Source organism: Rhodococcus sp. KB6, from assembly GCF_001445685.1.
Classification (GTDB): domain Bacteria; phylum Actinomycetota; class Actinomycetes; order Mycobacteriales; family Mycobacteriaceae; genus Rhodococcus_F; species Rhodococcus_F qingshengii.
This window is the reverse complement of the sequence record NZ_LNAK01000102.1, coordinates 172,506-196,616: the sequence shown is the minus strand read 5'-3', so window position 1 is coordinate 196,616 and position 24,111 is coordinate 172,506. Positions and strand designations below refer to the sequence as shown.

Here is a 24,111-nt window from a genome sequence, read left to right as displayed (position 1 = left end):
CACGAGGAGCATCCATGCCTGACAGGGCTGAAATAGTTTCTGCCGTAGAAGATTACGTCAAGTGTCTCGGACGTCACGACGTCGACGGACTGGTTGCGCTGTTTGCGCTCGACGCAGTTCAACACGAACCGCTGGGGGTCCAGACCTACCGCGGAATCGACGAGATTCGCGAATTCGATACCGCGAACGCGCAGGTCGATTTCACAGTCAGCCTGCTCGGTCCGATTTCGGTGACGGGAAAGTACGCAGCCATGCAGCTTCGGGTGCAGCGCGCCGGTATCCCTGACTTCGCTGCCACCGATGTGTTCGAGTTCGACGAGAACGGCAAGATCATCTCCCTGAGTGTTGTTCTCGATCCGCAGGCGCTGTGCTGACCCATCAGGGCCTGCTGGCAGGCAAGGTTGTCGTCGTCTCGGGAGTGGGCCCGGCGCTGGGTCGTTCGATTGCGCTGCAGAGTGCGGCGGCCGGAGCGAAGGTTGTTCTGGCTGCCCGCACACCCGAGCGCTTGGAATCGGTGGCAAGGGAGATTCGAGACCGCGGCGGAATCGCGTTGGCCGTCCCGACGAACCTCACCGACGTCGATTCGATCGCTTCGTTGGCGGAGACAACTGTCGCTGAGTTCGGTGCGGTGCATTGCTTGGTGAACAACGCATTTGTTCAACCCGCGCAGGTCCCGCTCCTGGACGCCGACGTGGTGTCCATCCAGTCGGGCATCGACATCAACTTGCTCGCGGCGTTGAACGTCACCAGAGAATTTGCTCCGGCATTGATCGAGTCGCACGGGTCCGTCGTGATGGTCACGTCCATGGTGTTGCGCAACCAGCTTCCCGGGTTCGGGGCCTACCGCATCATGAAATCCGGGCTCCTGGCAATGGCACGCAGTTTGTCGATCGATCTCGGTCCCAAGGGCGTTCGAGTCAATTCGGTTGCTCCCGGCTATATCTGGGCGGACTCGGTCAAGAACATGTTCGAGAAGAAGGCGGCGGCGGCAGGAGTCGACCCCAAGATGATCTACGACGAGATCGCAGCGGGCGCCGATCTGCGCCGATTGCCGGAGCCAGATGACATCGCAAACGCTGTCGTCTTCCTCCTGTCCGATTCAGCGAGGGCCATCACAGGGCAATGTCTCGACGTCAACTGCGGTCACACGCACCACTGATCAACTCATACAAGGACTAGCCATGACACAGGATTACGACGGCATCGGTTCCATCGATGACCTGCACCAGGCTGCGCGCGAGGCGGCCGGGTACGAAAACTTCGGCAGCGAAAGCTATCTCGAAGGACTTCGAGTTCTCCTCGAGTCGTTCCAGAACGAGGCCGACCTCACTCCTCACGGCAAGGTGATCGCTCGCAAGATGATCGTCGGAGCGCTCGCGGGTCGCCTGACCAGTGAGGCCGGATTCGCGAAATATCCAGAGCACGTAGATGTTCCGATCGAACGCCCGATCTTCGTGGTCGGGTTGACCCGCACCGGCAGCACCGCGCTGCACCGTTTGCTCGGTGCCGACCCAGCGCATCAGGGCGCCGAGATGTGGCTCGCCGAGACGCCGCAGCCGCGCCCCGAGCGCGACACGTGGTCGGAGAACGAAGATTACGTTCGCTCCGACGCCTTCTACCGTGCTCGCCAGCGTAACGAGGCAGACCTGATGAAGGTTCATTTCATGGGGGCGGAGGAGGTCGAGGAATGCTGGCGGCTGCTGCAGCAGACGATGCTCTCGACCGCGTTCGAGACGGTGGCGTACGTGCCGAGTTACACCCGGTGGCTGGCGGAGCAGGACTGGACCGAAACATATGCGCGGCACAAGAAGAACCTGCAGTTGATCGGGCTGCACGACCAGGACAGACGGTGGGTGCTCAAAAGCCCGAGCCATGTCTTCGCGATCGACGAGATCATGTCGGTCTATCCGGATGCACTGTTCGTTCGGACCTTCCGGGACCCGTTGACATCGATGGCGTCCACCTTCAGCCTCGTCGAGCAGGGCGGACACGACATGTCGAGGGCCTTCGATCGTCCGGCCATCGGGCGCACGCAACTGGAGTTGTGGGCGCGAGGGAATGCGAACTTCAACAATGCCCGTAGCCGTTACAACCCCGATCAGTTCATCGACGTCGACTACAAGGACTTCATCGCCGATGCGGTCGGCACCGTCGAGAAGATCTATGCACAGTTCGCCCTGCCCTTCACAGACGACGCCCGCGCCGCGGTGGAGGCGTCGCATCAGGCCAGCCTTGCCGAGCACCGTCGTCCGTCGCATCGCTATTCGCTCGAGGATTTCGGCGTGAGCGCTGCCGACGTCGAAGCGAAGTTCGCCACCACACCCTGAAGCCCTCCGGCCCTGTGCGCCTTTTTGGTAGTGCCGACTACCAAAAAGGCGCACAGGGCGAAGCCCCAACCGAAACAAGGAGATTCACATGAATGCTGTTTGGGAAAAGTTCTGCGCAGATCTGCTCGAGGTCGGAAAGGTCCTGGAAGACGAGATCGTCCCTCAGGATCCGCTGACTCAAGCCGAGGGCGTCCGCTACCTGAGTCGGTTGCTTCGGTACGGCACGATCAACTGTGTCGAGTACACCGATCCACGGTGGCCGCAGTTCTCGTCGGCTCCGAACCCGAACATGATGACGAAGATCGGTGCCGACAACCCGGACAACGTCTACATGCGCGCCAACATTTCCGGTAAGTACAACTACCGGATCATCGGCACCCGAGGCACCGTCCCGCTGATCACCTTCGGCTCGCGCGTAAATCGGTACCACATCGACGGCACCATGCTGCAGACCGGCGATCTGCATATCCACGACCTCGAGGTCGACGAGAACGGCCGTTTCGAGTTCATCGCGAGCGTCGACAAGCCCGACGAGGGTGCTTGGCTGCCTTTGGCGCCCGACAGCAACCTCATCTCCGTTCGGCAAACTCACAGGGATCGGCGCAACGAGGTCATCGGTGATCTGACCATCGAATGCCTGAACCCGGACGGGGAGTTCGTCCCGTTGAGTCCGGAAGAGATCGGCGAGCGCCTCACCAAGTCCGTCGGGATCGTGAAGGGGATGGCGGAGACCTTCCTGGAATGGTCGCGCAAATTCCAGCCGCACACCAACGAGATTTTCGACTGGGGACAGGACTACTTCCAGGATGCCGGCGGCGATCCGACGATCTTCTACTTCCACGGTTACTGGAAGCTCGCCGAGGACGAGGCGTGGGTCATCGAGACCGAGGTTCCGAACTGCGAGTACTTCAACTTCGTGCTGCAGAACTTCTGGGTCGAGTCCCTCGACTACAACCGCACGAACATCTACATCAACAATCACACCGCGAAGCTCAACGACGACGGCACCATGACAATCGTCGTGGCGGCGAAGGATCCGGGTTATGGCAACTGGATCGACACCGATTCGCATGCCGAGGGGACATGGGCGCTGCGCTGGATCAAGGCGGACTCGCACCCGATCCCGACGTCGAAGGTAGTCAAGATCTGACACGCTGACGGAGATTGGGAACGTATGTACACCAGGAAGATTAGGTTCGGCCCTCGCTTTGTCGCGCTCGGGCTTGCCGGTGCATTGATGTTGGCCGGCTGCGCGTCGAGCAGTGGGGACAACTCGGGATCGGCTTCATCGAGCAGTAGTGGCGCAGCTGGTTTTGTGGGCGCCCCAGATGTGGGGGAGCGGATCGACGGCGGTGTTCTCACCTTCGGGTCCTATTCGTTCCCTTCCTCGTTGGACCCCACGAGAACGCAAGCCGCCGGTTCGACCGGCGGAACCGAAATGGCCGCGATTTACGACACGCTGGTACGCAGCGACTCCACAAACGGGAGCTTCGTGCCACAACTCGCGAAGACACTGTCGAACAACAGCGACTTCACTTCGTACACCGTCACTTTGGCTGATGGCCTCACCTTCAGCGACGGAAGTCCGCTCGACGCGGAAGCGGTGAAGTGGAGTATCGATCGATTCGTGGCAGGCAAGGGTGATGTATCGCAGACCTGGCTCAACATCGTGGATCGGATCGAGACGCCCGACGCCACCACAGTCGAATTCGCGCTCGAGCGGCCCTGGCGTCAATTCCCGGCGCTGTTGTCGCTCGGGCCCGGAATGATCGTTGCGCGAAGTTCAGGGGGAGAGGCAGGGTCGGTTTCAGGAACCGGGGAGGGAGCGTTCACACCGATCGGGGCGGGTCCGTTCACCTTGGCCAAGTTCGCCCCGCACGAAGAACTGGTACTCGCCGCACGCACGGATTATCAGGGCGGTAAACCTCCACTGGACACAGTGCGGTTTGTTCCTACATCGGGCGCGCAGTCTCAGTACGAATCGTTGAAGAGCGGCCAGATCGACATGACGTACATTCTCCGCGACGAGGCCGTGATCGAACAAGCTCTCGACGACGGATACTCGGGTTACCTCAGTCCGACCGGACAGAACGGGATCGGCACGATCAACAACCGTGAGGGCAAGCCCGGGGCTGATGTTCGCGTCCGTCAGGCGATCGCCTACGGGGTGGATCCGGCGGCGGTCAATACCCGGGCGAACAACGGATTGGGCACCGCCAGTTCCGAACTGGTCCCGCAGACGTCACGTTGGTACAACAACACAGCAGGCATTCCGTTCGATCAGGTGAAGGCAAAGGCGCTGCTCGATCAAGCGAAGTCCGACGGGTACGACGGGAAACTCCGCTACCTCACCACCTCGGAGCCGAGCCAACAGGCGACGGCACTGACGGTTCAGGCGTCGCTGAACGCGATCGGTTTCGACGTCACCATCGACTACGCGACCGATGTGACCGATCTGGTTCGACGGGTATACAAGGACCACGATTTCGACATGACCAGAGGTGGCGCTCCGGTCGGAGAAGAAGCGCCGTACCTCAATTTGTACAACAGTATGGCCAGTGATTCGAAGAACAACCCGTCCGGCTTCGCGGACCCGGAGATGGACGCGATGATCACAGCTGTGCAGACGGCATCAACGGACAATGCTGTCCGTGAGGCGATCAGCAAGGTGCAGGAGTACGCCAACGCGACTGTGCCTTACGTGATCTGGGGGCCGGCGTCGGTGTTGACCGCATGGGACGGCAACGTTCACGGCGTCGTACGCAACATCACCGACATCATGTTCTTGGGCGGCGCTTGGATCTCGCCCAACGGCGAAACGGTGGAACGATGAAGTGGTCCTTGGCGGGTGCGATGATCGACGCCCTGGAACTGTGCGAGTTGGCGCAGGTCGCCGAAGAGGTGGGGTTCGACGGAATCGCGATGCCGGATTCCGTGTTCTATCCGGAGCAGGTGTCGGCGCCGTACCCGTACACTGCTGACGGGAAGCGGATGTGGGCGCCGGAGACGCCGATGCCTGATCCGTTCATTGCCATGGCGGCGATGGCGGCCGTCACATCGCGAATTCAGTTCTACACCAACGTGTTCAAACTTCCACTGCGCGATCCGCTGTTGACAGCCAAGCAGGTCGCGACCATGGCCGTGATGTCGAGGAACCGCGTCGCTCTCGGCGTCGGTTTGTCCTGGATTCCCGAGGAATTCACCTTCACCGGTACCGAGATGCGCACCCGCGGCGCGCGTACCGACGAAGCCATCGAGATCATCAAGGCGGTGTGTGCGGGACGTGGGCCGGAATGGGTCGAATACCACGGCAAGCACTACGATTTCGACGCTCTGATGATCAGTCCTGCTCCGGAGATTCCGGTTCCGATCTACATCGGTGGGCACAGCGAACCGGGGTTGCGTCGTGCAGCCAGGCTGGCTGACGGTTGGATGTCGGTGAACACGACCAAAGCCGAATTATCCTGCGCCATCGATTGTCTCACGGAATTGCGGGTCGAGTACGGTCGTGCCGATGTTCCTTTCGGCGTCAACGTCTCGCCGACGGATGTTCGTGATCTGGACGGATATCGCGAACTCGAGACTCTCGGAGTCACGGAAATCAGAGTTTTGCCCTGGTATCGCTACGGAGTTGACGCCGGTGATCGTCAGGGGCGACTCGACTCCGTTCGGCGGTTTGCCGAGGAGGTCATCGCTCAGTACTGATCGATCAGCGTCTGCATCGCCCGGCCGTAGAGTTTTGCCAACTCGTCGCGATCTGCGGACTGGGGGATACTCTCGTCGCTGAGGACGCTCAACAGCCCGGACACCTGGGCGGAGACCAGGAGTGCGCGGGTGTACGCGTCTTCGCCGTCTAGACGAGCGGCGAGATTGGTGGCGAATACTCCGGTCATGTCTCTGAGTCGCTCCCGGATGCGTGGACTGTCCGACGCTCGCATGAGCGCTGTGTACACCGACAGCATCCGGGCGTCGGCCTTGCCCAGGACGAAGGCGGCGATTCGCTCACCGAGGGTGTCGAGTGGGCCGTCGAACTGGCCTTCGAAGTAGTCCGCAACCGGCGTGGTTTCCAGGAACAGTGCTTCTTTGGACCCGAAATGCCGGATGACCAGGGCCGGATCGATTCCGGCAACTTTGGCGATGGCGCGAACTGACGTGCCGCCGAACCCGTGCTCGCCGAACAGTTGGAACGCCGCCGCGCGAATCGCCTCGGATGTCGAGGGTTGCTCCTGCTCTGGCGTGTGCCTCGTGGGTGTCACGACATCGACCTCCGTGCTCGCTCGCCGACCGCGTTGTCAACGGCGTTGACTATAACGTGTCAACGGTGTTGACTGTTGAGTCTGTCAACGGTGTTGACAGCTAGATGCGGTTAGTGAAGAGAGCGTGGAATATGACAGATACCGACGTCCGAGTACCCAGCGAAGAAGTTGTCGATCCGCCGACCAATTGGAAGATGGTGGGCAGTGGACTCGCATTTCCGTTGTTCTTCGTCATCATGTTCTGCCTGTGCTACGTCAGCGCCTTCCATGCGCCGACGCCGAATCAGGCACCGATCGTGGTGGTCGGGTCGCCGTCCGTCACGGCCCCGCTGATCGACGGAATCCAGGCTTCGTCGGGTGACAAGTTCGACATCGTTGCCACAGCCAACGCCGCCGACGCACTCTCTCGGATCGACAACCGCGATGCGATCGGCGCCATCGAGATCGGTGACACCGTGACCGCACATATCGCCACCGGCGCGGGCGCCTCGACGGTTTCCGTGGTGAGCAGCTTGGCGCATTCGGTTGCGGAGCAGACGGGGCAGCAGGTCACGGTGATCGACTCGGCGCCTGTCACGGCGCGCGACTCCTCGACTGTCGGACTCTTCTACTTCCTGATCGTCTGCACCCTCGGTGGCTACCTGGCCATCACGGTGCTCAGTCAGGTTGCGCCGAGAATGCGGTTGCGCGAGCAGTATTCGATCCTGGCCGGTGCGGCGATACTCACCCCGCTCATAGCCTTCGGCATCACCAGCATCTTCATGCACGCCTTCGGGGCGTCGTTCGGCCAGATCCTGCAACTGCTGGGAATCTCGATGGTTTACACGTTCACCGTCGGTGCGGTGAGCATTCTGCTCAATCGACTGCTCGGCCAAGCCGCGATCTTCGCGGTGCTGACGGTGCTCGTTTTCATCAACTTCCCGAGTTCGGGTGGTGCCATTCCGGTGTCGTTCCTGCCGGGATTCTGGCAGCACATCCATTCGTTCTGGCTCGGATCGGCAGCCATGGAGCCCATCCGCTCCGTCATCTACTTCAGTGGCAACGGCGCCGGACCGCACCTGCTCGTTCTGGGGATCTGGCTGGTCGCGGCACTCGGCCTGACCGGACTGCTCGCCTCTCGCCAGTCGAAAAAGGCAGCAGCGCACTGAGTGTGGTGGGGCCGGCGATTGCCGACCCCACCCGAACCCTTTACTTCAGCCGTACCGCGTCGGTGCCCGGTCCGTCGAGCATCGCGGACCCCAGCAGGATGTCCGGAATGCCGAACCCGTCGATCAGTGTCTCGACGTGGGGGCGCAGGGTGCGGCAACGCTCGTTGATTCCGCGCGTCACGGCCTTCGAACGCTCCACCGACAGATGCCGGTGCTCCATGAACCAGGCCTTGTCCTCTTCGATCACGGACAGTGCGTAGAGATCGCACACCTCGCCGAAGAGTTCCTTTGCGGTCTCGTCCTCACACGAGTCGATGCCGGCGACGAATGCTTCCAGGATGACGCGCTCGATGTGCGCCTGAGCGGCTTTGAGTACGTGGTCCTGCACGAAGTTGAACGCGTCGAACGGGTTCTCCTCGCGCTTCTGTGCTGCCTGCAATCGCCTTGCCGCAGTGGCGAGTAGGTACTCTTCGCGGTCTTCGAACATCTTCATCTGGGTGCCGCGATTGAAGAGGCTGCCGTCCTCTTCGTTGTCCTGGCGAGTGTCGACGATCGTCTGCAGGATCTGCTGCGCTGCCGTGCGTTTCTTGACCACGTCGGAGACCGTCGTAGCGGCGAAGCGCATCCAGTCGACAGGGCTCATGCCGCGGACTTCGTCGGCGTAGGAGGTGAGGAGTTCTTTTGCGACCAACTGCGTCAGAACGTGGTTGTCACCCTCGAACGTGGTGAAGACGTCGGTGTCCGCCTTGAGTGCGGTGAGGCGGTTCTCGGCGAGATAGCCTGCGCCGCCGCAGGCTTCGCGTGCCTCCTGGATGGCCCGAGTGGCATGCCAGGTGTTGGCGGCCTTGAGTCCGGCGGCGCGACCTTCGAGTTCGCGCTGCTCCTGCGGATCCGGGTCGTCGCTGCTCTGGATGTCGTGCATCGCGGCGACGAGTTCGTTCTGTGCGAACTGCAGAGCGTACGAGCGGGCGATCAACGGCAGCAGACGCTTCTGGTGGACGAGGTAGTCCATGATCAGGACTTCGTCGTCACTCTTCGGAGCACTGAACTGCCTGCGCTGCAGGGCGTATCGACCGGCGATGGCCAATCCGACGCGGGCGGCCGCTGCCGCGGAACCACCGACGGTGACACGTCCACGAACCAGTGTGCCGACCATCGTGAAGAAACGACGGTTCGGGTTCTCGATCGCCGAGCTGTACGTGCCGTCCTCGGCGACGTCGGCGTAACGGTTGAGTAGATTCTCACGCGGGATGCGGACCTGGTCGAAGACGATGCGGCCGTTGTCGACTCCGGGCAGTCCACCCTTGAGCCCGCAGTCGGACGTCGTGACGCCGGGGAGGTCGTTGCCGGCGTCGTCACGAATCGGCACGACAAAGCAGTGGACGCCCTGACTTTCGCCTCCGGTGATCAGCTGTGCGAACACCGCTGCGACGGTGGCGTGCTGGGCAGCGCCGCCGATGTAGTCCTTGCGAGAGGACGGAGTGGGGGAGTTGACGACGAACTCGCCCGTCTCGACGTCGTAGGTCGCCGTGGTTTCGAGTTCCTGGACGTCGCTGCCGTGACCGGTCTCGGTCATCGCAAAGCAACCGAGCAGGTCCAGATCGATCAGCGGCTTGACGTACGCCTGGTGGTGACGCTCGGTGCCGAGGTTTTCGATGGCGCCGCCGAACAGACCCCACTGGACGCCGGCCTTGACCATCAGTGAGAGGTCGGACATCGCGAGCATCTCGATGCTGGTGACGGCGCCACCCGCGTCGCCCGTTCCGCCGTGAGAGACGGCGAAACCGTTTGCGGCGTACCCGAGATCGGCGAGGACCCGCATCTGTTCGAGAGCCTTGGAGCGCGCAATGGCGGTGTTGGGTGTGTAGTGCGGAGCAAAACGTTCGTCGTTCAATTCGCCGCGAACGCGCTCACGCACCTCCCGCCAGCGTCCGTCGAGTGTTGTCCTGAGGTGGTCCGCTGTGGTGGCCATGGAACCGACGATAGCGCGTAGCGCACCGCGGGCAACCCGGTTCGATCCCAACCTCACATTCAGCAGGAGCCCGCGGCACCCGCTTCGATTCCTTGGCGGAAGAGTTCCTTCTCGCTCTCGGACATAGCCTGGTACGAAGGGTCGTTCTCGACGATCTTCAGGAAGTCGGCGCCCGCCGTCTGGGTCGACGTGTCGCCGCTCTGAACACGCTGCTGAACGTAGACGGACACCGCCGAACACCCGCCGAGAAACGCGGGGTCGGTGCTCGTCGCCGCGGTGGTTCGAGCCGAGTCGGTGGCGCTCGGCGGCGACGAAACTGTCGCCTTGTCGTCGTTCGAAGCGTCCGAACCACACGATGTGAGAAGAATCGCAGCCGAGACCATCAGCGTCGTCAACAGTCGCTTCATGCCCGGAATCGTCTCACGCGGGGCCCGGTTCGACCGGAAAACTCGCCTCGAGCACCGAAGTCCTACACCCTGTCGTTGTCAGATTCGACAGAACTGGGACACTGGAAGCCGTGACTGTGTCTTCCGGTGATCCCGACGTGCATGCAACGAACTCCGCTCGGCTCTTCGAACGTGCCGGCAACGTGATTCCGGGTGGCGTCAACTCGCCCGTCCGCGCGTTCGGTTCGGTCGGCGGAACACCGCGATTCATTCGCGAAGCATCCGGCTACACCCTCACCGACGTCGACGGAAATAACTACGTCGACCTGGTGTCGTCCTGGGGTCCGATGATTCTCGGGCACGCTCACCCGGCAGTCGTCGAAGCCGTTCGCGAAGCCGCGCTCGGAGGTCTCTCCTTCGGTGCGCCGACCGAAGGCGAAGTCGCTCTCGCCGAGGAAATCGTCGCCCGCGTCGCGCCCGTGGAAAAGGTTCGCCTGGTCAACTCCGGAACCGAAGCCACGATGAGCGCAGTCCGCCTCGCCCGCGGATTCACCGGGCGGACCAAGATCGTCAAGTTCTCCGGTTGCTACCACGGCCACGTCGACGCCCTTCTCGCCGACGCCGGATCCGGCCTCGCGACGTTCGGGCTGCCGACCTCTCCCGGCGTGACCGGCGCTCAAGCAGAAGACACCATCGTCGTGCGCTACAACGATCTCGACGCGGTGGCCGCGGCCTTCGCGGCCAATCCCGGCGCCATCGCGTGTGTCATCACCGAAGCTGCCGCCGGAAACATGGGCGCCGTCGCACCGCTTCCCGGTTTCAACGAGGGACTGCGTCGTCTCACCCGTGAGCACGGCGCACTCCTGATCATGGACGAGGTGATGACCGGATTCCGCGTCAGTGCCTCGGGTTGGTACGGCATCGACAACGTCGCAGGCGACCTCTACACCTTCGGCAAGGTCATGAGCGGCGGACTGCCCGCCGCAGCATTCGGCGGCCGCGCCGACATCATGGGCCACCTCGCACCGGACGGTCCCGTCTACCAGGCAGGCACCCTCTCGGGTAACCCCGTAGCCGTCGCCGCCGGACTCGCGAGCCTGCGCGCCGCCGACGCCGAGGCGTACGCCAAGCTCGGCCGGAACGCGACCGCCCTCGGCGACCTCATGACCCAAGCACTCACCGCCGAAGGCGTCGAACACCGAGTGCAGTACGCAGGCACCTTGGTGAGCGTGTTCTTCACCGAGAACACGGTGACCAACTACGACGAAGCCAAAGCCGCGCAGACCTGGCGATTCCCCGCCTTCTTCCACGCACTGCTCTCCCGCGGCGTGTACCCGCCGCCGAGCGCGTTCGAAGCGTGGTTCGTCTCCGCAGCACTCGACGATCGAGCCTTCTCGATCATCGCCGACGCCATGCCGCACGCAGCCAAGGCCGCAGCTGCTGCCGTCAAGCCCTGACCAGTTCCCATTCCAGAACACCCGCACGCTTCCGACATCCATCATCTTCAGCGAGGACCCTCGACTGTGACCGACGCCGATCACCCCGACCACACGTCCACCCGCACCATCGTCCACGTCCTGCGCCACGGCGAAGTACACAACCCGCGCGGGATCCTCTACGGACGGCTCCCGGGCTTCCGGTTGTCGGTGGCGGGCGAAGCTCAGGCTCGTGCGGTCGCGTCGGTGCTCGCCGATCACGACATCACCCACGTGGTCGCGTCGCCGCTGCAGCGGGCGCAAGAGACCGCGACTCCGATCGCCGAGGCACACAAGCTCGACATCGTCACGGACGAAAACCTGATCGAGGCAGGCAACGAGTTCGAGGGTCTCAAGGTTGCCGTCGGGGACGGTGCGCTCTCGCGTCCGCGTCACTGGTGGAAACTGCGTGACCCGTTCACCCCGTCCTGGGGCGAGCCCTACCTGCAGATCGCGCATCGCATGCTCGCAGCCGTCAATGCCGCACGCGTCGCGGCAGTCGGACACGAAGCCGTCGTCGTCAGCCATCAGCTCCCGGTCTGGACACTGCGTCGATTCCTGCAGGGCGAGCGTCTCTGGCACGACCCCCGTCACCGTCAGTGTGGACTGGCCTCGTTGACTTCACTGGTCTACGAAGGCGACACCCTGGTCGACATCGTCTACTCCGAACCTGCCGGCGCCTCCGACCCGAGAGTGACAGGAGCATGATTTCGCGCCGCATCGCCGCAGCATTCGCAGCCGCTGCGTCGGCGATGCTTCTTCTCTCGTCCTGCGCGACCGGCGACGACGCCGTCGCACAGGGCGGAACTTTCGACTTCGTCTCACCGGGCGGACAAACCAAGATCTTCTACGATCCGCCGTCCGACCGAGGCACCATCGGCAAGCTCTCCGGGCCCGATCTGATGAACGAAGGTCAGAAGGTCGGTGTCGAGGACTTCGAGGGCAAGGTCGTCGTTCTCAACGTCTGGGGTCAGTGGTGCGGACCGTGCCGCGCCGAAGCCGACGACCTGGAACAGGTCTACGAGCAGACCAAGGATTCGGGCGTGCAGTTCCTCGGCATCAACGTCCGCGACGACACCAAGAACAAAGCGCAGGACTTCGTGGTCGACAACAAGGTCTCGTACCCGTCGATCTACGACCCGTCGATGCGTTCGCTGATCGCCCTCGGTGACGGCTACCCCACGTCGGTCATTCCGACGACGATCGTCCTGGACCGCCAGCATCGCGTCGCCGCGGTGTTCCTCCAAGAACTTCTCGCCGAGGATTTGCTGCCCGTCGTCCAGCGAGTAGCTCAGGAAGACGCGCAGTAAAGATGACAACCACGACCACTACGCTGCTGGCCGGCAGCGACACACTGAGTGCCGGTGTGGGCGAAGCGTTTCAGAACGCGGCGTCGTCCGGTCCGCTTCTGCTCGCCCTCGGCGCCTGTGTGCTCGCCGGTCTGGTGTCGTTCGCTTCACCGTGCGTCGTGCCGCTCGTTCCCGGCTACCTGTCCTACCTGGCCGGCGTCGTCGGTGCCGACGCTCCCGCGATCACCGCCGAAGAAGCGAAGACGCGGACGATCACCCGGAGCAGTCGACTGAGGGTGGCCGGTGCGGCCGGACTGTTCGTCGCGGGCTTCACCGTTGTGTTCGTCCTCGCGACCGCGTCGGTATTCGGCGTGATCTCCACGCTGCTCGTCAACCGCGAGGTCCTGATGCGAGTGGGCGGTGTCGTCACCATCGCAATGGGTCTCGTCTTCATCGGGCTGATTCCGGCGCTGCAGAAGGACGTTCGTTTCGAACCGCGTCGCGTGTCGTCACTGGTGGGTGCGCCGCTGCTCGGGGGAGTGTTCGCTCTGGGCTGGACGCCGTGCCTCGGTCCGACATTGGCAGGCGTGATGTCCGTAGCGGCGGGAACCGACGGGATGACGGCCGCGCGTGGTGTCACGTTGATCGTCGCGTACTGCATCGGACTCGGCCTGCCGTTCATCATCTTGGCGCTGGGATCCGCGCGCGCGCTGACCGGCGTCGGCTGGTTGCGTCGTAATGCACGCACCATTCAAATTTTCGGCGGAATCATGTTGGTGGCAGTGGGGATCGCCCTCGTCACCGGCGCGTGGGACCAGTTCGTCGGCTGGGTTCGCGACGCATTTATCTCGGAGGTGACGCTGCCGATATGACAGCTGACGACAATAACGACCACCCGAAACCCGTGCTGCCGAAGCAGTCGGTGATCGGTCGAGTCGTTGCACTCGGGCGCAACACCTGGCGCGGGCTCACCTCGATGCGGACCGCGCTGGTACTGCTGTTCCTCCTCGCGCTCGCTGCGATCCCCGGCGCCCTGCTGCCACAGCGAACCCTCAACGAGGGCAAGGTCACCGACTACATCGCCGCGCGTCCGACGCTCGGTCCGTGGATGGACCGCCTCGAATTGTTCGACGTGTTCAGCAGTTTCTGGTTCACCGCGATCTACGCATTGCTCTTCATCTCGCTGGTCGGCTGCATCCTGCCGCGTTGCGTGGAGCACGCGAAGGCGCTGCGCACCCGTCCGGTGAATGCGCCGCGCAATCTTGCTCGCCTGCCGCACCACACCACGAGCGTCGTGGACGGCGAGACTCCCGACGAACTTGCTGCCCGGGTGTCGAAAGAACTGCGCGGGTGGCGCGTCGAAACGCGTCGCGGCGATTCGAAATCACGACGCGAAGGCGAGATCACCATCTCGGCGGAGAAGGGATACCTCCGCGAGTTCGGCAACCTCGTGTTCCACCTCTCGCTGGTCGGATTGTTGATCGCGATCGCCGCGGGCAAGTTGTTCGGCTACGAGGGCAATCGCATCGTCATCGCCAACGACGGCCCCGGGTTCTGCACGACCTCGCCGGCAGTGTTCGACTCCTTCGTCGCCGGTCTGAGCCTCGACGGCACCGGCATGACCCCGCTGTGTGTACGTGTGAAGAATTTCCAGGCCGACTACCTCGAGACCGGTCAGGCCGAGATGTTCACCTCGGACATCTCGTACCAGGCAGGCGACGACCTCGAGTCCGATACCTGGCGGGACACGACCATCCAGGTGAACCACCCACTGCGGATCGCCGGCGATCGTGTGTACCTGCAGGGACACGGATATGCGCCGACATTCACCGTCACGTTCCCGAACGGTGAGACCCGCACCGAGACGCTCCAGTGGCGTCCGGACGACGCCACGACGTTCCTGAGCAGTGGTGCGATGCGCTTCGACCCGCCGGGCGGCATGTATCCCGATGCGGACGAGCGTCGGAAGAATCAGATTGCCATCGAAGGATTGTTCGCGCCCACCGCGCTGTTCCACGGCAACCTGCTGTCGTCGAGTTACCCGGCGATGAACGATCCGGCAGTCGCCATCGACATCTACAAGGGCGACACCGGACTCGATACCGGTAACCCGCAATCGCTGTTCGAACTCAACACCGAACTGATCAATCAGGGCCGACTGGTCAAGCAGGATCGAGTCAATCTGTTTCCGGGGGAGAGCGCGACGCTTGCCGACGGAACCCAGGTGCGATTCGATGGTGCCGTCGACTTCGTGAACCTGCAGGTCTCCCACGATCCCGCTCAGGTGTGGGTGTTGGTTTCGGCGTTGACCATGATGGCGGGCCTACTCGTCTCGCTCGTGATCAAGCGTCGCCGCGTCTGGGCACGTATCTATCCAGATGACGAACGACGTACTGTAGTAGAACTTGGTGGGCTTGCCCGCACCGACCACGCAGGCTGGGGCGACGAGTTCGACCGCCTCGCCGACCGCTTGCTGAAAAGCAATCCGACCACCGCGGTGAACCAACCGCACGCGCAGGAGAACGCCCGATGACAACGAACGAGACACTCGCGCAGTACAGCGACTGGGCCTTCAAGTCCGCCTTCACCGTGCTCGTGCTGGCGTTTGTGCTGCTCATCGTGCAGTACGCGTCGGCCAGAGCAAAGGCGGTCCAGGACAAGGAACTGGTCTCCGCCGGCGGTGTCGACGCGTCCGTGCCTGGCAGGGTCGCGGAGACTCCGAGCAAGTCGCTCTCGGAACGATTCGGCGGAATGGGCCGAGCTGTCCTGGTCGTCGGAACGGTGCTGATCATCGCGTCGATCGTGCTCCGCGGATTTGCGACGGAACGATTCCCGCTCGGCAACATGTACGAGTTCGTGGCGATGGCGTGTGCGGCGTCGTTGCTGGTCGGGCACGTCCTGTTGATCAAGCCGGCGTACCGTCCGATGTGGGTCTTCCTGCTGGTGCCGGTTCTGATCTTGATGTTCCTCGCCGGCACGGTCCTCTACGCCGACGCGGCTCCCGTGGTGCCGGCGCTACGCTCGTACTGGCTTCCGATTCACGTGACGATCGTCAGCGTCGGCTCCGGAATCTTCATGATCGGCGGTATCGCGAGCCTTCTGTTCCTGCTGCGACTGAAGTTCCCGCCCGGTGACGAAGGCACGAGCATCGGTGGCCGGATCGCAGAGCGACTGCCCGATGCCCAGACTCTCGACCGCTTGGCGTACAAGAGCACGATCATCGCGTTTCCGCTGTTCGGCGCCGGCGTCATCCTCGGTGCCATCTGGGCGGAAGCTGCGTGGGGACGCTTCTGGGGTTGGGATCCGAAGGAGACGATGTCCTTCATCGCCTGGGTGATCTACGCGGCCTACCTGCATGCGAGGGCAACGTCCGGGTGGCGGGAGACGAAGGCCGCCTGGATCAACATCGCCGGTTTTGTTGCGATGCTGTTCAATCTCTTCATCATCAACATGGTCGTCTCCGGCTTGCACTCCTACGCGGGACTCACCTGATCCTCTCGAGGTACCGTGGGTGGCTGCCGACCGGTCTGTAGGTATTACCGGTAGGTACGTCAGGGGCGGGCAACAGTTACGATGCAGCTTGGCGAATTACTAGCTGTCTGGTAGCTGTGGGATCGACGAGGGGGAGCGGCGAGATGGCCGACAAGATTGAAGACGCCGGAGCAGGATTGTGGGAGCCGGTGCGCCCTGCCGAGCCGACGCGGCGCGAGCCGCGCGCATCCGCGCCCGAGCCGTCATCGGACTCGGTTCCCAGCGACGTTCGTAGTCTCTTCGTGGCCCCGGTCGACTCCGGGCCGCTCCAGCAAGTCGCCGGCCAGGCGCCCAGTGCACCCGCCGCTCCGCCGCCGACGACGACCCCAGCGGCTCCGGTGCCAGGTCCCAAGACTCCGGTCATCCAGTATCCGGCAGCGCAGCCAGGCCCGATCAACGGCCAGTTCTCGACCTCGCCTGCGATGCCGATGCAGACCTACGAACCTACGAATCGTGGAGGGTCGCTTCCGGATTCACGAACTGGCGTTCCGCAGCCTGTTCAGAATTCGCAGCCTGTTCGGAACCTGCAGCCTGTCCAGAATTCGCAGCCCGGCCCGACGGCGCATTCATCCGCGAGACCGCTCCAGCAACCGCAGGCACCTTTTTCGCCCGGCGTCCATCCGCCCAATCCCGCGATTCGGCAGTTCGGTCATCCCGGCGCTGCGCCGGTGCAGAACGGCCACGCCCTCCAGAATGGTCAGGCCGTGCCGATGGCCCCGCCGACGGCGCCACCTACTCGCGCTCCGATGCCGCAGACCGGACTCACCTCGGCTCCGGACAGTCGCTTCGAGTCCGCTCTCCCGATGACTGCGCAAGATCTCTCGGCTGCGCTCCTCGTCAAGCGGCCTGTCCGGCCTGCGCCGGTGGGCGGCTGGCGCAAGGCGCTGTACACGTTGTCCGGCCGATCGGTGAACCTCGGAAACGGTGCAAAGGAGCAGCACCTCGTCGAGTTGACGCGCCAGATCAACCAGCCGCTGCAGGGCTGCTACAAGGTTGCGGTGCTCAGTCTCAAAGGCGGCGTCGGAAAGACCACGACCACAGCGACACTGGGGTCGATGTTCGGCTCGATCCGCGGCGATCGCGTCGTCGCTGTCGATGCAAACCCCGACCGGGGAACGCTGAGCCAGAAGATCCCGCTCGAAACTCCGGCAACAGTGCGAAACCTGCTGCGCGACGAGAACAGCATCGAGAAGTACAGCGACGTCCGTGGCTACACATCGCAAAATCGACACCGGCTCGAAGTGCTTGCCTCCGACAGCGATCCAGCAGTTTCAGAGGCCTTCAGCGGTGGGGACTACACGCGCACGGTCGACATGCTCGAGAAGTTCTACAGCATAGTTCTGACCGACTGCGGCACCGGATTGATGCACTCGGCGATGCAGGCCATTCTCGAAGGTGCAGATTCGTTGATCGTCGTCAGTTCCGGTTCCGTCGACGGTGCACGTAGCGCCTCCGCAACACTTGACTGGCTCGACGCTCACGGTTACAGCAGGCTGGTCGCCACGTCCGTAGCTGTCATCAACGCGGTACGGCCTCGCTCGGGCAAGGTTGATCTGCCGCGGGTCGTCGAGCACTTCGAGCAGCGCTGTCGAGCGGTGAAACTGATTCCGTTCGATCCGCATTTGGAAGAGGGCGCCGAAATCGATCTGGACCGGCTGCGTCCAGGTACTCGGGAAGCGGTGCTGGAGTTGGCTGCGGTGGTTGCGCAGGACTTTCCGGCCTCCCCGTTCGCGTTGACGGGGCGGTAATCGGATAGCCGGGCGAGCCCGGACGCTACGTCGACGCGTCAGTCGGCGGTACGTCCGGACCTTCCGTGCGCTTGCGTCGTGTTTGCTGGTTCACATTCCACAGGAATTCGGGATCGTCATCCGGCCCGCGTACACCGCTCACCGGGGTGCGCGTCGACGGATCGGGCCCGAATGCCTTCCACATCAGAACGATCAATGTCACCAAACCCACCAACGCCAACAGATACAACACGGCGCACCTCCTCAGGGAACTGAAGTCGAGCCTACTCAGTCTCCGCCCCGCTTCACCAGAAGTGGTGCGGACAAGCGTTTCGGCTCAGTGCGCTAGTGCTGTATCTGTCGGGTACTGCAAGATCTGTCGGGTACTGCAAAGTGCTTCGAAGTGAGGTGAAGTTGCTCAGTTGTTGTCTGCTTCGGTGGTCAGCGAGCGCAGAAGCTGCATGACCTCGGTCTCACGGAATCGACGATGTCCTCCTGGCGTGCGAAGCGAGCCCAGTCGTCCTGCGTGTGCCCAGCGGGTCACGGTCTTGGGATCGACATGAAACAATGCCGCTACCTGTCCGGGCGTCATGAGTGCGTCTGCGGCGGTATTGAAGGTTGGTGCGCTCATTGTGAGGTCCTCCATGTTGATGTCGAACGTTTGACGAACAGTGATTCCGAACCGAGCAGTGATTCCGAACTTTGGTTCCGAACCGGTGTGTCGACCAGTTGCCAAAAACCTGCGTCGAGTTTGTTTCGAAGTCCTTCGCTCACATTCGACCGTTTTCTGAGTGGTAGCGCAATGTTTGCACAGATATAGCCGGGTAGTCGATCTTTCAAGAAAAAGTAATGTTTAAGTAAAGGACAAAATGGATATAGCGGGCTCGGTCCCACCCGTATTCGGAATGGGTAACCTGAGAGGGTGAGTCAGTTGTCTGAAAACCCCGAAAATGTTCCTTCTGAGCCGGTCAAGGCCAGTAAACCTTCCGCAAACTCTGGGCAAGCAAAGTCGGCTTCCGGGCCGGTGACCAAGGGTCAACTAGCCCGCGACGTGGTGCTGTACTCGGTCGCTCGGCTGCTGCTTGTCGTCGTGATCGGTGCCGTCATCATCGGTGGCGGAAAGCTCGCCGGCACGGACGTTCCCTTGATCGTCGCGGCGCTGTTCGCAGTTCTGATCGCGCTGCCGCTGTCGTTGCTGCTCTTCGCGAAACTGCGCAAGCGTGTCAATGCGGGCATTGCGGCGGTCGACGCCCAGCGTCGGTCCGATCGTGACGATCTTCGCTCCAAGCTGCGCGGAGACGGGCGGTGACCACGGGGTCGCTCGACGTCGACCGTCGGACCTCACGCCAGTGGGTCGACAACGCGGTGCGGTTGATCGAAGCCGACGCGCAACGCAGCGCGGACACACACCTGCTGCGCTATCCGCTGCCGAGTAACTGGACCGTCCAGCTTTATCTGAAGGACGAGTCGACCCACATCACGGGGAGTCTCAAGCATCGACTCGCACGGTCGCTTTTCCTCTACGCGATCTGCAACGGCTGGGTTACCGAAGAGACCACTGTCATCGAAGCGTCGTCCGGATCGACGGCTGTCAGCGAGGCGTATTTCGCGAAGTTGCTGGGCCTGGATTTTGTTGCGGTGATGCCCGCGAGCACGAGTCCCGCCAAGATCGCGTTGATCGAGGCGCAGGGGGGACGTTGTCATTTCGTGAGCGATCCGTCGTCGATCTACTCGGAATCGCATCGGCTCGCGAGTGAGTTGAACGGTCACTACATGGACCAGTTCACCCACGCCGAGCGCGCGACGGATTGGCGCGGAAACAACAACATCGCCGAATCGATCTTCACTCAGCTCGAACACGAGGAACATCCGATTCCCGACTGGGTGGTCGTCGGAGCCGGGACGGGCGGAACCGGTGCCACGATCGGCCGCTTTCTTCGTTACCGGAAATTCGACACGGGGCTGTGCGTGGTGGACCCGGAGCACTCCGTGTTTTTCGACGCGTGGCGAGCGAGCGATCCGTCGATCGTCGGTACGCGAGGTTCCCGGATCGAGGGCATCGGCCGTCCGCGCGTCGAACCGTCGTTTGTCGGTCAGGTGGTCGACCGAATGATCAAGGTGCCGGACGCAGGCTCGATCGCGGCCGCCCGGCACGCCAGCGCAGCCCTGGGGCGCAAAGTGGGCGGCTCGACGGGGACGAACCTGTGGGGAGCTTTTGCGTTGATTGCCGAAATGATGGCGGCCGGGCGCAGCGGCAGCGTCGTCACCCTCCTGTGCGACGGCGGAGAGCGTTACTCGGGCACCTATTACAACGACGAATGGGTGGCTTCGGAAGGGATCGACCTGCTCGGCCCGACGACAGTGCTGGACGAGTTCGTCCGTTCGGGTGCGTGGACGGCCAGTTCCTGAATCGCCGGCGCCGGACCGTGTGACGGGCGGCTCATCGTCACGCGCGGCCAGGCGTCCAACCCGGACGACTGCTCGTCCGTTCTGATGCGTATCAGGCCGGGGGAGAGCGTGTTCTCGGCCAGGCGCACGAACCCGAGGCGCTCGTAGTACGGCGCGTTCCACGGAACGTCGACAAACGTCGTCAGAGTCACGAGATCGTGGTGATGGTCCGCCGCCCATTCGGTGACGGCGTCGATCAGCTGGGCTCCGAGGCCTTTGCGGGCATGATCGGGGTGAACGGAGACCTGTTCGATATGCGCGCCGCCGTCCACGATCTCGACGAGTGCGTACGCAACGGGCACGTCGTTCGCGTCGGTCTGAACCCAGATGTGCTCGGCCGCGAGAAAATCGTTCAACTCGTCGAGCGTCGGCGGTGGATCGTCTGCGATGGCGTCCATCCCGATGTCTCGGAACGGTTCGCCCGCGGCGACCTCGATCTGTTGCAGTGCGGGTAGGTCGGTGGATATGGCCGAGCGGATCACAGAAACCGTTTTACCTCGAGAAGTGCGTTTCTCCCAGCGCTACGCCTTCTGTAACGCAAACCTACGCAACCGTAGGTTGTGTATCGTTTGGTCAAGGGGCACTTCTCCAGCGAGGGCGGATCATGGGCAATCCTGAAGTTTCACTCGACAATTACGAGGCTGTGTACGAGTACTACCGCAGTCATCAGCAGAACCGATTCGTGGCGAAGCTCGCCTATGCCGCATTGGCGCTGAAGTACCGCCCGCGAGTGAGGTACGCGCCGGGTGCGGAAGCTGCGCTGAAGACTCTCCTGGAACGTAAGACGCAGTTGGTCGTGGCAGTCAATCATCTGACCGAGAGCGACCAGTTCACGCTCGCCGCGACCGCGTGGCGTACTCCGTTGCGTCGAGTGATCGGACGGACCCGGGTCCTCGCCAAAGACGAACTCTTCGTTGATCCTTCACAGCGCAAGAAGGTCGACATGATGGGCAGCATCCCGGTTTTTCGCAGCAAGAACTACGGCCTCCGTGCAGTTTCGGATGCCGGCCGAGTGATGATGGACGTCGCGGCCGAGCGGCTGGGCAACGGGGACTGTCTGGCGATTTTCCCGGAAGGGACGTGCAACACCGAAGATCCGACGCGGCTGCAGCACGTCAACAGCGGAATCGGCCACATCGTCGCGCGCGCCGAGAAGTTGGGATGCTCACCGGCGCTGGTGTCGATCGGCATCAATTACGGTCCGGTGGCCGGCGACGTCAAGGCCGCGAGTGTCTTTGTCGGAATGCCGGTGACCGAACTTCCGGACAAGCCGATGGATATCGCCCGAACTGTGCAGGCCGACTTGCAGGTGGCAGTGGACGGGGCCGTCGCCGGGTACTAGGCGCGCCTGTCAATTTTGGTTGACAAATTCCGGTTGTCAACCTAAATTGACAACATGACCGAAGCAACCTCTCTCGCTGCTGCCGCCGGTAGCCCGGATCCCACCGAGGGATTGCGTGCTGTTCGAGCGCTGCGTCGTCTACTCGAAAAACTCGAGGCCATTCAGGTCGCCAATGCGCGCCGTCACGGATGGTCCTGGCAGGCGATCGCGGAAGCTCTCGAGGTCAGCCGTCAAGCCGTCCACAAGAAATACGCGTCCGCGCAGTCGGAATCGATGCTGCGTTCACTGCGCGAGAAGGGCAGGTAATTGCCATGTTCGAAAGGTTCTCCGCACAGGCTCGAGGCGTCGTTGTCGATGCTGTCGCCGGCTCCGGTCCTGTCACTCCGATGGAACTGTTGACCGCGCTGCTCACCTCTGATCGGGGCATCGCCACCGAGGTGCTCACCGAGTCTGGTGTCACGCTCGACGTGATCCGCCACGCCGGCGCCGGCTCGAACGAAGGTAGCTCGAACAATTTCGACGACGACGCCGAGATACTCAAGTCGATCGGCATCGATCTCGATGCGGTTCGGGAGAGTCTCGAGCAGTCCTTCGGCGAAGGTGTGCTGGACGAGACTCCTGTGCCGGACGGCGTCGATACTTCTCGCAAGAGCCGATTCGGGTTCCCTCGTTCACGATTCGAGAAGGACTCCAAGAAGGTGTTGGAACTCTCGCTCCGTGAAGCGCTCGCGCACAAGGACAATCGCATCGGCGCCGAACACATCCTGCTCGGCATCCTGCGTGTCGCCGACGGGCCTACCCGTCAGGCCCTCGAAACGCAGGTCACGATGTCGGCGATCCGTGAGCGGTTGGAAGCGAAGATGAATCGCGCGGCCTAGATTCGGCACGGTTCCGCATGCACGGGAGGGATGTGCCAGCATTCAGACATGACATTTCTGGCACGTCTCATCATCAACGGCATAGCCATCTGGCTGGCGTCGGCGTGGGTCACCGGCATCACGATCGCCAACCACGACAACGGCACCTGGGGCACGGTTCTCGTGATCGCGGTGATCGCTTTGATCTTCACGGTGGTCAACGCGTTCATCAAGCCGGTAGTGCAGCTTCTCTCGCTACCGCTGCTCATCCTGACTCTCGGATTGTTCACGCTCGTGATCAACGCCCTCATGCTGATGCTGACGGCGTGGATCTCGTCCGGAACGTCCTACGGCTTGACGGTCGACGGCTTCTGGACGGCAGTCTGGGGCGCGCTGATCATCTCGATCGTGAACTTCCTGCTCAGCGCGTTCGTCCCGGACAACCGTTGAGTCCGTCGACTTTCAGGCGAGACTGAGCGCAACTGCGGTCGCGGCACCCCAGACGAGCATGGCGAGTCCGGTGTCGCGCAACGCGGGGATCAGGGCCATACCCTGCCCGCCCGAACGCAGTGGGGCGTTGGCTCGGATTGCCAGTGGCAACGCCAGCAATCCGAGCAATGCCCACGGAGTACGCAGGATCAGCAGCAGGGTCGCGACGAACGGGACGGCCAGCAGGATCACGTGCAGCGTGCGTGTCCTGGCGTCGCCGAGCCGGACTGCGAGAGTGATCTTTCCGGACTCGGTGTCGGTCGGGATGTCTCGAAGATTGTTGGCAACGAGCACCGCGCTCGAGAACGAGCCGATGGCGATCGCGCCGGCCAGCCCGGCCAGATCCACCCGCTCGGCCTGTACGAACTGAGTTCCCAGCACTGCAATCAGTCCGAAGAAGATGAACACGGCGATCTCGCCGAACCCGCTGTATCCGTAAGGCTTCTTGCCGCCGGTGTAGAACCAGGCACCGATGATGCAGAACACGCCGACCGCAACCAGCCACCAGGCTGTGGTCGCCGCCAGAACGAACCCGGCTACCGCGGCAACGGTGAAGCAGCTGATCGCCGCGGCCTTCACAGCTCCGGGACTGACCAACTTCGATCCGACCAAGCGCAGTGGCCCGACGCGGTCGTCGTCCGTTCCGCGGATTCCGTCGGAGTAGTCGTTCGCGAAATTCACCCCGACGATCAAGGCCAAGGAGACGATCAGTGCCAGGAGCGCCTTCCACCACACTGCGAGGTCCAGGGACGCCGCGGCTCCGGTGCCGACCAGCACGGGCGCAATCGCGTTCGGGAGTGTGCGCGGCCTCGCGCCTTCGATCCATTGAGCAGCTGTTGCCATACAACGATCTTTGCACTGTGC

General features: G+C 62.8%; 27 protein-coding genes. 20 read left to right on the top strand and 7 right to left on the bottom strand.

What is annotated here, in order from left to right; translation table 11 throughout:
* Positions 1 to 14 precede the first annotated feature (14 nt).
* The 6 genes from ASU23_RS14570 (at position 15) to ASU23_RS14545 (ending at position 6,032) form a co-directional block, all read left to right on the top strand.
* Positions 15 to 374 carry a nuclear transport factor 2 family protein gene (locus ASU23_RS14570; RefSeq protein ID WP_042925649.1) on the top strand — a complete coding sequence of 120 codons (360 nt, stop codon included), beginning with the start codon at positions 15 to 17 and terminating at the stop codon, positions 372 to 374.
* Entirely contained in the window at positions 368 to 1,159 is a 792-nt protein-coding gene (locus ASU23_RS14565) for an SDR family oxidoreductase (protein WP_054187831.1), read from the top strand. Before ASU23_RS14570 ends, ASU23_RS14565 begins: the two co-directional genes overlap by 7 nt.
* A 22-nt stretch (positions 1,160 to 1,181) precedes the next feature.
* Positions 1,182 to 2,327, top strand: a complete 1,146-nt coding sequence (locus tag ASU23_RS14560; protein ID WP_047268892.1) for a sulfotransferase — start codon at positions 1,182 to 1,184, stop codon at positions 2,325 to 2,327.
* A gap of 88 nt (positions 2,328 to 2,415) precedes the next feature.
* Positions 2,416 to 3,477 (top strand): DUF1214 domain-containing protein, encoded by a 1,062-nt coding sequence (locus tag ASU23_RS14555; RefSeq protein ID WP_058038149.1) that lies wholly within the window; start codon positions 2,416 to 2,418, stop codon positions 3,475 to 3,477.
* A gap of 24 nt (positions 3,478 to 3,501) precedes the next feature.
* Positions 3,502 to 5,160, top strand: coding sequence for an ABC transporter substrate-binding protein (locus ASU23_RS14550; protein ID WP_058038148.1), 1,659 nt, complete (start codon positions 3,502 to 3,504; stop codon positions 5,158 to 5,160).
* On the top strand, positions 5,157 to 6,032 hold the full coding sequence (locus ASU23_RS14545) for a TIGR03619 family F420-dependent LLM class oxidoreductase (protein WP_058038147.1): 876 nt from the start codon (positions 5,157 to 5,159) through the stop codon (positions 6,030 to 6,032). The genes ASU23_RS14550 and ASU23_RS14545 overlap by 4 nt, the downstream gene beginning before the upstream one ends.
* Here ASU23_RS14545 and ASU23_RS14540 read toward each other — a convergent pair.
* Positions 6,023 to 6,583, bottom strand: coding sequence for a TetR family transcriptional regulator (locus ASU23_RS14540; protein ID WP_003941925.1), 561 nt, complete (start codon positions 6,581 to 6,583; stop codon positions 6,023 to 6,025). The genes ASU23_RS14545 and ASU23_RS14540 overlap by 10 nt on opposite strands.
* A gap of 131 nt (positions 6,584 to 6,714) precedes the next feature.
* Here ASU23_RS14540 and ASU23_RS14535 point away from each other — a divergent pair, with 131 nt between their 5' ends.
* Positions 6,715 to 7,731 (top strand): ABC transporter permease, encoded by a 1,017-nt coding sequence (locus ASU23_RS14535; protein ID WP_058038146.1) that lies wholly within the window; start codon positions 6,715 to 6,717, stop codon positions 7,729 to 7,731.
* Between the two features lie 40 nt (positions 7,732 to 7,771).
* Here ASU23_RS14535 and ASU23_RS14530 read toward each other — a convergent pair whose 3' ends face one another.
* Together ASU23_RS14530 and ASU23_RS14525 are read right to left on the bottom strand one after the other, a co-directional pair.
* Complete coding sequence (locus tag ASU23_RS14530) at positions 7,772 to 9,703, bottom strand: acyl-CoA dehydrogenase (RefSeq protein ID WP_024487810.1); 1,932 nt, start codon at positions 9,701 to 9,703, stop codon at positions 7,772 to 7,774.
* Positions 9,704 to 9,762: 59 nt separating this feature from the next.
* A complete protein-coding gene (locus ASU23_RS14525) occupies positions 9,763 to 10,110 on the bottom strand; it encodes a hypothetical protein (RefSeq protein ID WP_007735283.1) in 348 nt (115 codons plus the stop codon).
* 110 nt (positions 10,111 to 10,220) lie between these two features.
* Here ASU23_RS14525 and hemL point away from each other — a divergent pair, with 110 nt between their 5' ends.
* The 7 genes from hemL (at position 10,221) to ASU23_RS14490 (ending at position 18,132) form a co-directional block, all read left to right on the top strand.
* Positions 10,221 to 11,546 carry a glutamate-1-semialdehyde 2,1-aminomutase gene (gene hemL, locus ASU23_RS14520; protein WP_058038145.1) on the top strand — a complete coding sequence of 442 codons (1,326 nt, stop codon included), beginning with the start codon at positions 10,221 to 10,223 and terminating at the stop codon, positions 11,544 to 11,546.
* Between the two features lie 66 nt (positions 11,547 to 11,612).
* Positions 11,613 to 12,272 carry a histidine phosphatase family protein gene (locus tag ASU23_RS14515; RefSeq protein WP_003941868.1) on the top strand — a complete coding sequence of 220 codons (660 nt, stop codon included), beginning with the start codon at positions 11,613 to 11,615 and terminating at the stop codon, positions 12,270 to 12,272.
* On the top strand, positions 12,269 to 12,874 hold the full coding sequence (locus ASU23_RS14510) for a TlpA disulfide reductase family protein (protein WP_007735280.1): 606 nt from the start codon (positions 12,269 to 12,271) through the stop codon (positions 12,872 to 12,874). The genes ASU23_RS14515 and ASU23_RS14510 overlap by 4 nt, the downstream gene beginning before the upstream one ends.
* 2 nt (positions 12,875 to 12,876) lie before the next feature.
* On the top strand, positions 12,877 to 13,725 hold the full coding sequence (locus tag ASU23_RS14505) for a cytochrome c biogenesis CcdA family protein (RefSeq protein WP_007735278.1): 849 nt from the start codon (positions 12,877 to 12,879) through the stop codon (positions 13,723 to 13,725).
* On the top strand, positions 13,722 to 15,386 hold the full coding sequence (locus tag ASU23_RS14500; RefSeq protein ID WP_042453041.1) for a cytochrome c biogenesis protein ResB: 1,665 nt from the start codon (positions 13,722 to 13,724) through the stop codon (positions 15,384 to 15,386). Before ASU23_RS14505 ends, ASU23_RS14500 begins: the two co-directional genes overlap by 4 nt.
* Entirely contained in the window at positions 15,383 to 16,345 is a 963-nt protein-coding gene (gene ccsB / locus ASU23_RS14495) for a c-type cytochrome biogenesis protein CcsB (protein WP_003941951.1), read from the top strand. Before ASU23_RS14500 ends, ccsB begins: the two co-directional genes overlap by 4 nt.
* 143 nt (positions 16,346 to 16,488) lie before the next feature.
* Positions 16,489 to 18,132 carry a MinD/ParA family protein gene (locus ASU23_RS14490; RefSeq protein WP_082661407.1) on the top strand — a complete coding sequence of 548 codons (1,644 nt, stop codon included), beginning with the start codon at positions 16,489 to 16,491 and terminating at the stop codon, positions 18,130 to 18,132.
* 25 nt (positions 18,133 to 18,157) lie between these two features.
* Here ASU23_RS14490 and ASU23_RS14485 read toward each other — a convergent pair whose 3' ends face one another.
* Both ASU23_RS14485 and ASU23_RS14480 read right to left on the bottom strand, forming a co-directional pair.
* Positions 18,158 to 18,364: a hypothetical protein gene (locus tag ASU23_RS14485; RefSeq protein WP_003941996.1), complete on the bottom strand. Its 207-nt coding sequence runs from the start codon at positions 18,362 to 18,364 to the stop codon at positions 18,158 to 18,160.
* A gap of 165 nt (positions 18,365 to 18,529) precedes the next feature.
* On the bottom strand, positions 18,530 to 18,742 hold the full coding sequence (locus ASU23_RS14480; protein WP_003942029.1) for a BldC family transcriptional regulator: 213 nt from the start codon (positions 18,740 to 18,742) through the stop codon (positions 18,530 to 18,532).
* 393 nt (positions 18,743 to 19,135) lie between these two features.
* Here ASU23_RS14480 and ASU23_RS14475 point away from each other — a divergent pair, with 393 nt between their 5' ends.
* Both ASU23_RS14475 and ASU23_RS14470 read left to right on the top strand, forming a co-directional pair.
* Positions 19,136 to 19,420, top strand: a complete 285-nt coding sequence (locus tag ASU23_RS14475) for a DUF4229 domain-containing protein (protein WP_007728513.1) — start codon at positions 19,136 to 19,138, stop codon at positions 19,418 to 19,420.
* Positions 19,417 to 20,520, top strand: coding sequence for a PLP-dependent cysteine synthase family protein (locus ASU23_RS14470; RefSeq protein WP_003941980.1), 1,104 nt, complete (start codon positions 19,417 to 19,419; stop codon positions 20,518 to 20,520). The genes ASU23_RS14475 and ASU23_RS14470 overlap by 4 nt, the downstream gene beginning before the upstream one ends.
* Here the strand turns inward: ASU23_RS14470 and ASU23_RS14465 are convergent.
* Positions 20,418 to 21,041, bottom strand: coding sequence for a GNAT family N-acetyltransferase (locus ASU23_RS14465; protein ID WP_007728507.1), 624 nt, complete (start codon positions 21,039 to 21,041; stop codon positions 20,418 to 20,420). The genes ASU23_RS14470 and ASU23_RS14465 overlap by 103 nt on opposite strands.
* Positions 21,042 to 21,163: 122 nt before the next feature.
* On the opposite strand from ASU23_RS14465, the gene ASU23_RS14460 reads away from it, so the two are divergent.
* The 4 genes from ASU23_RS14460 to ASU23_RS14445 are packed head-to-tail and all read left to right on the top strand — an operon-like array spanning position 21,164 to position 23,208.
* Positions 21,164 to 21,901, top strand: coding sequence for a 1-acyl-sn-glycerol-3-phosphate acyltransferase (locus ASU23_RS14460; RefSeq protein WP_007728504.1), 738 nt, complete (start codon positions 21,164 to 21,166; stop codon positions 21,899 to 21,901).
* A gap of 54 nt (positions 21,902 to 21,955) precedes the next feature.
* A complete protein-coding gene (locus ASU23_RS14455; protein ID WP_003941869.1) occupies positions 21,956 to 22,207 on the top strand; it encodes an HTH domain-containing protein in 252 nt (83 codons plus the stop codon).
* Positions 22,208 to 22,212: 5 nt separating this feature from the next.
* Positions 22,213 to 22,779 (top strand): Clp protease N-terminal domain-containing protein, encoded by a 567-nt coding sequence (locus ASU23_RS14450; RefSeq protein ID WP_042925657.1) that lies wholly within the window; start codon positions 22,213 to 22,215, stop codon positions 22,777 to 22,779.
* A 48-nt stretch (positions 22,780 to 22,827) separates the two neighbouring features.
* Positions 22,828 to 23,208 carry a phage holin family protein gene (locus ASU23_RS14445; protein WP_003941998.1) on the top strand — a complete coding sequence of 127 codons (381 nt, stop codon included), beginning with the start codon at positions 22,828 to 22,830 and terminating at the stop codon, positions 23,206 to 23,208.
* 12 nt (positions 23,209 to 23,220) lie between these two features.
* On the opposite strand, the gene ASU23_RS14440 is transcribed toward ASU23_RS14445, so the two are convergent.
* A complete protein-coding gene (locus ASU23_RS14440; RefSeq protein ID WP_007728497.1) occupies positions 23,221 to 24,090 on the bottom strand; it encodes a 1,4-dihydroxy-2-naphthoate polyprenyltransferase in 870 nt (289 codons plus the stop codon).
* Positions 24,091 to 24,111 lie beyond the last annotated feature (21 nt).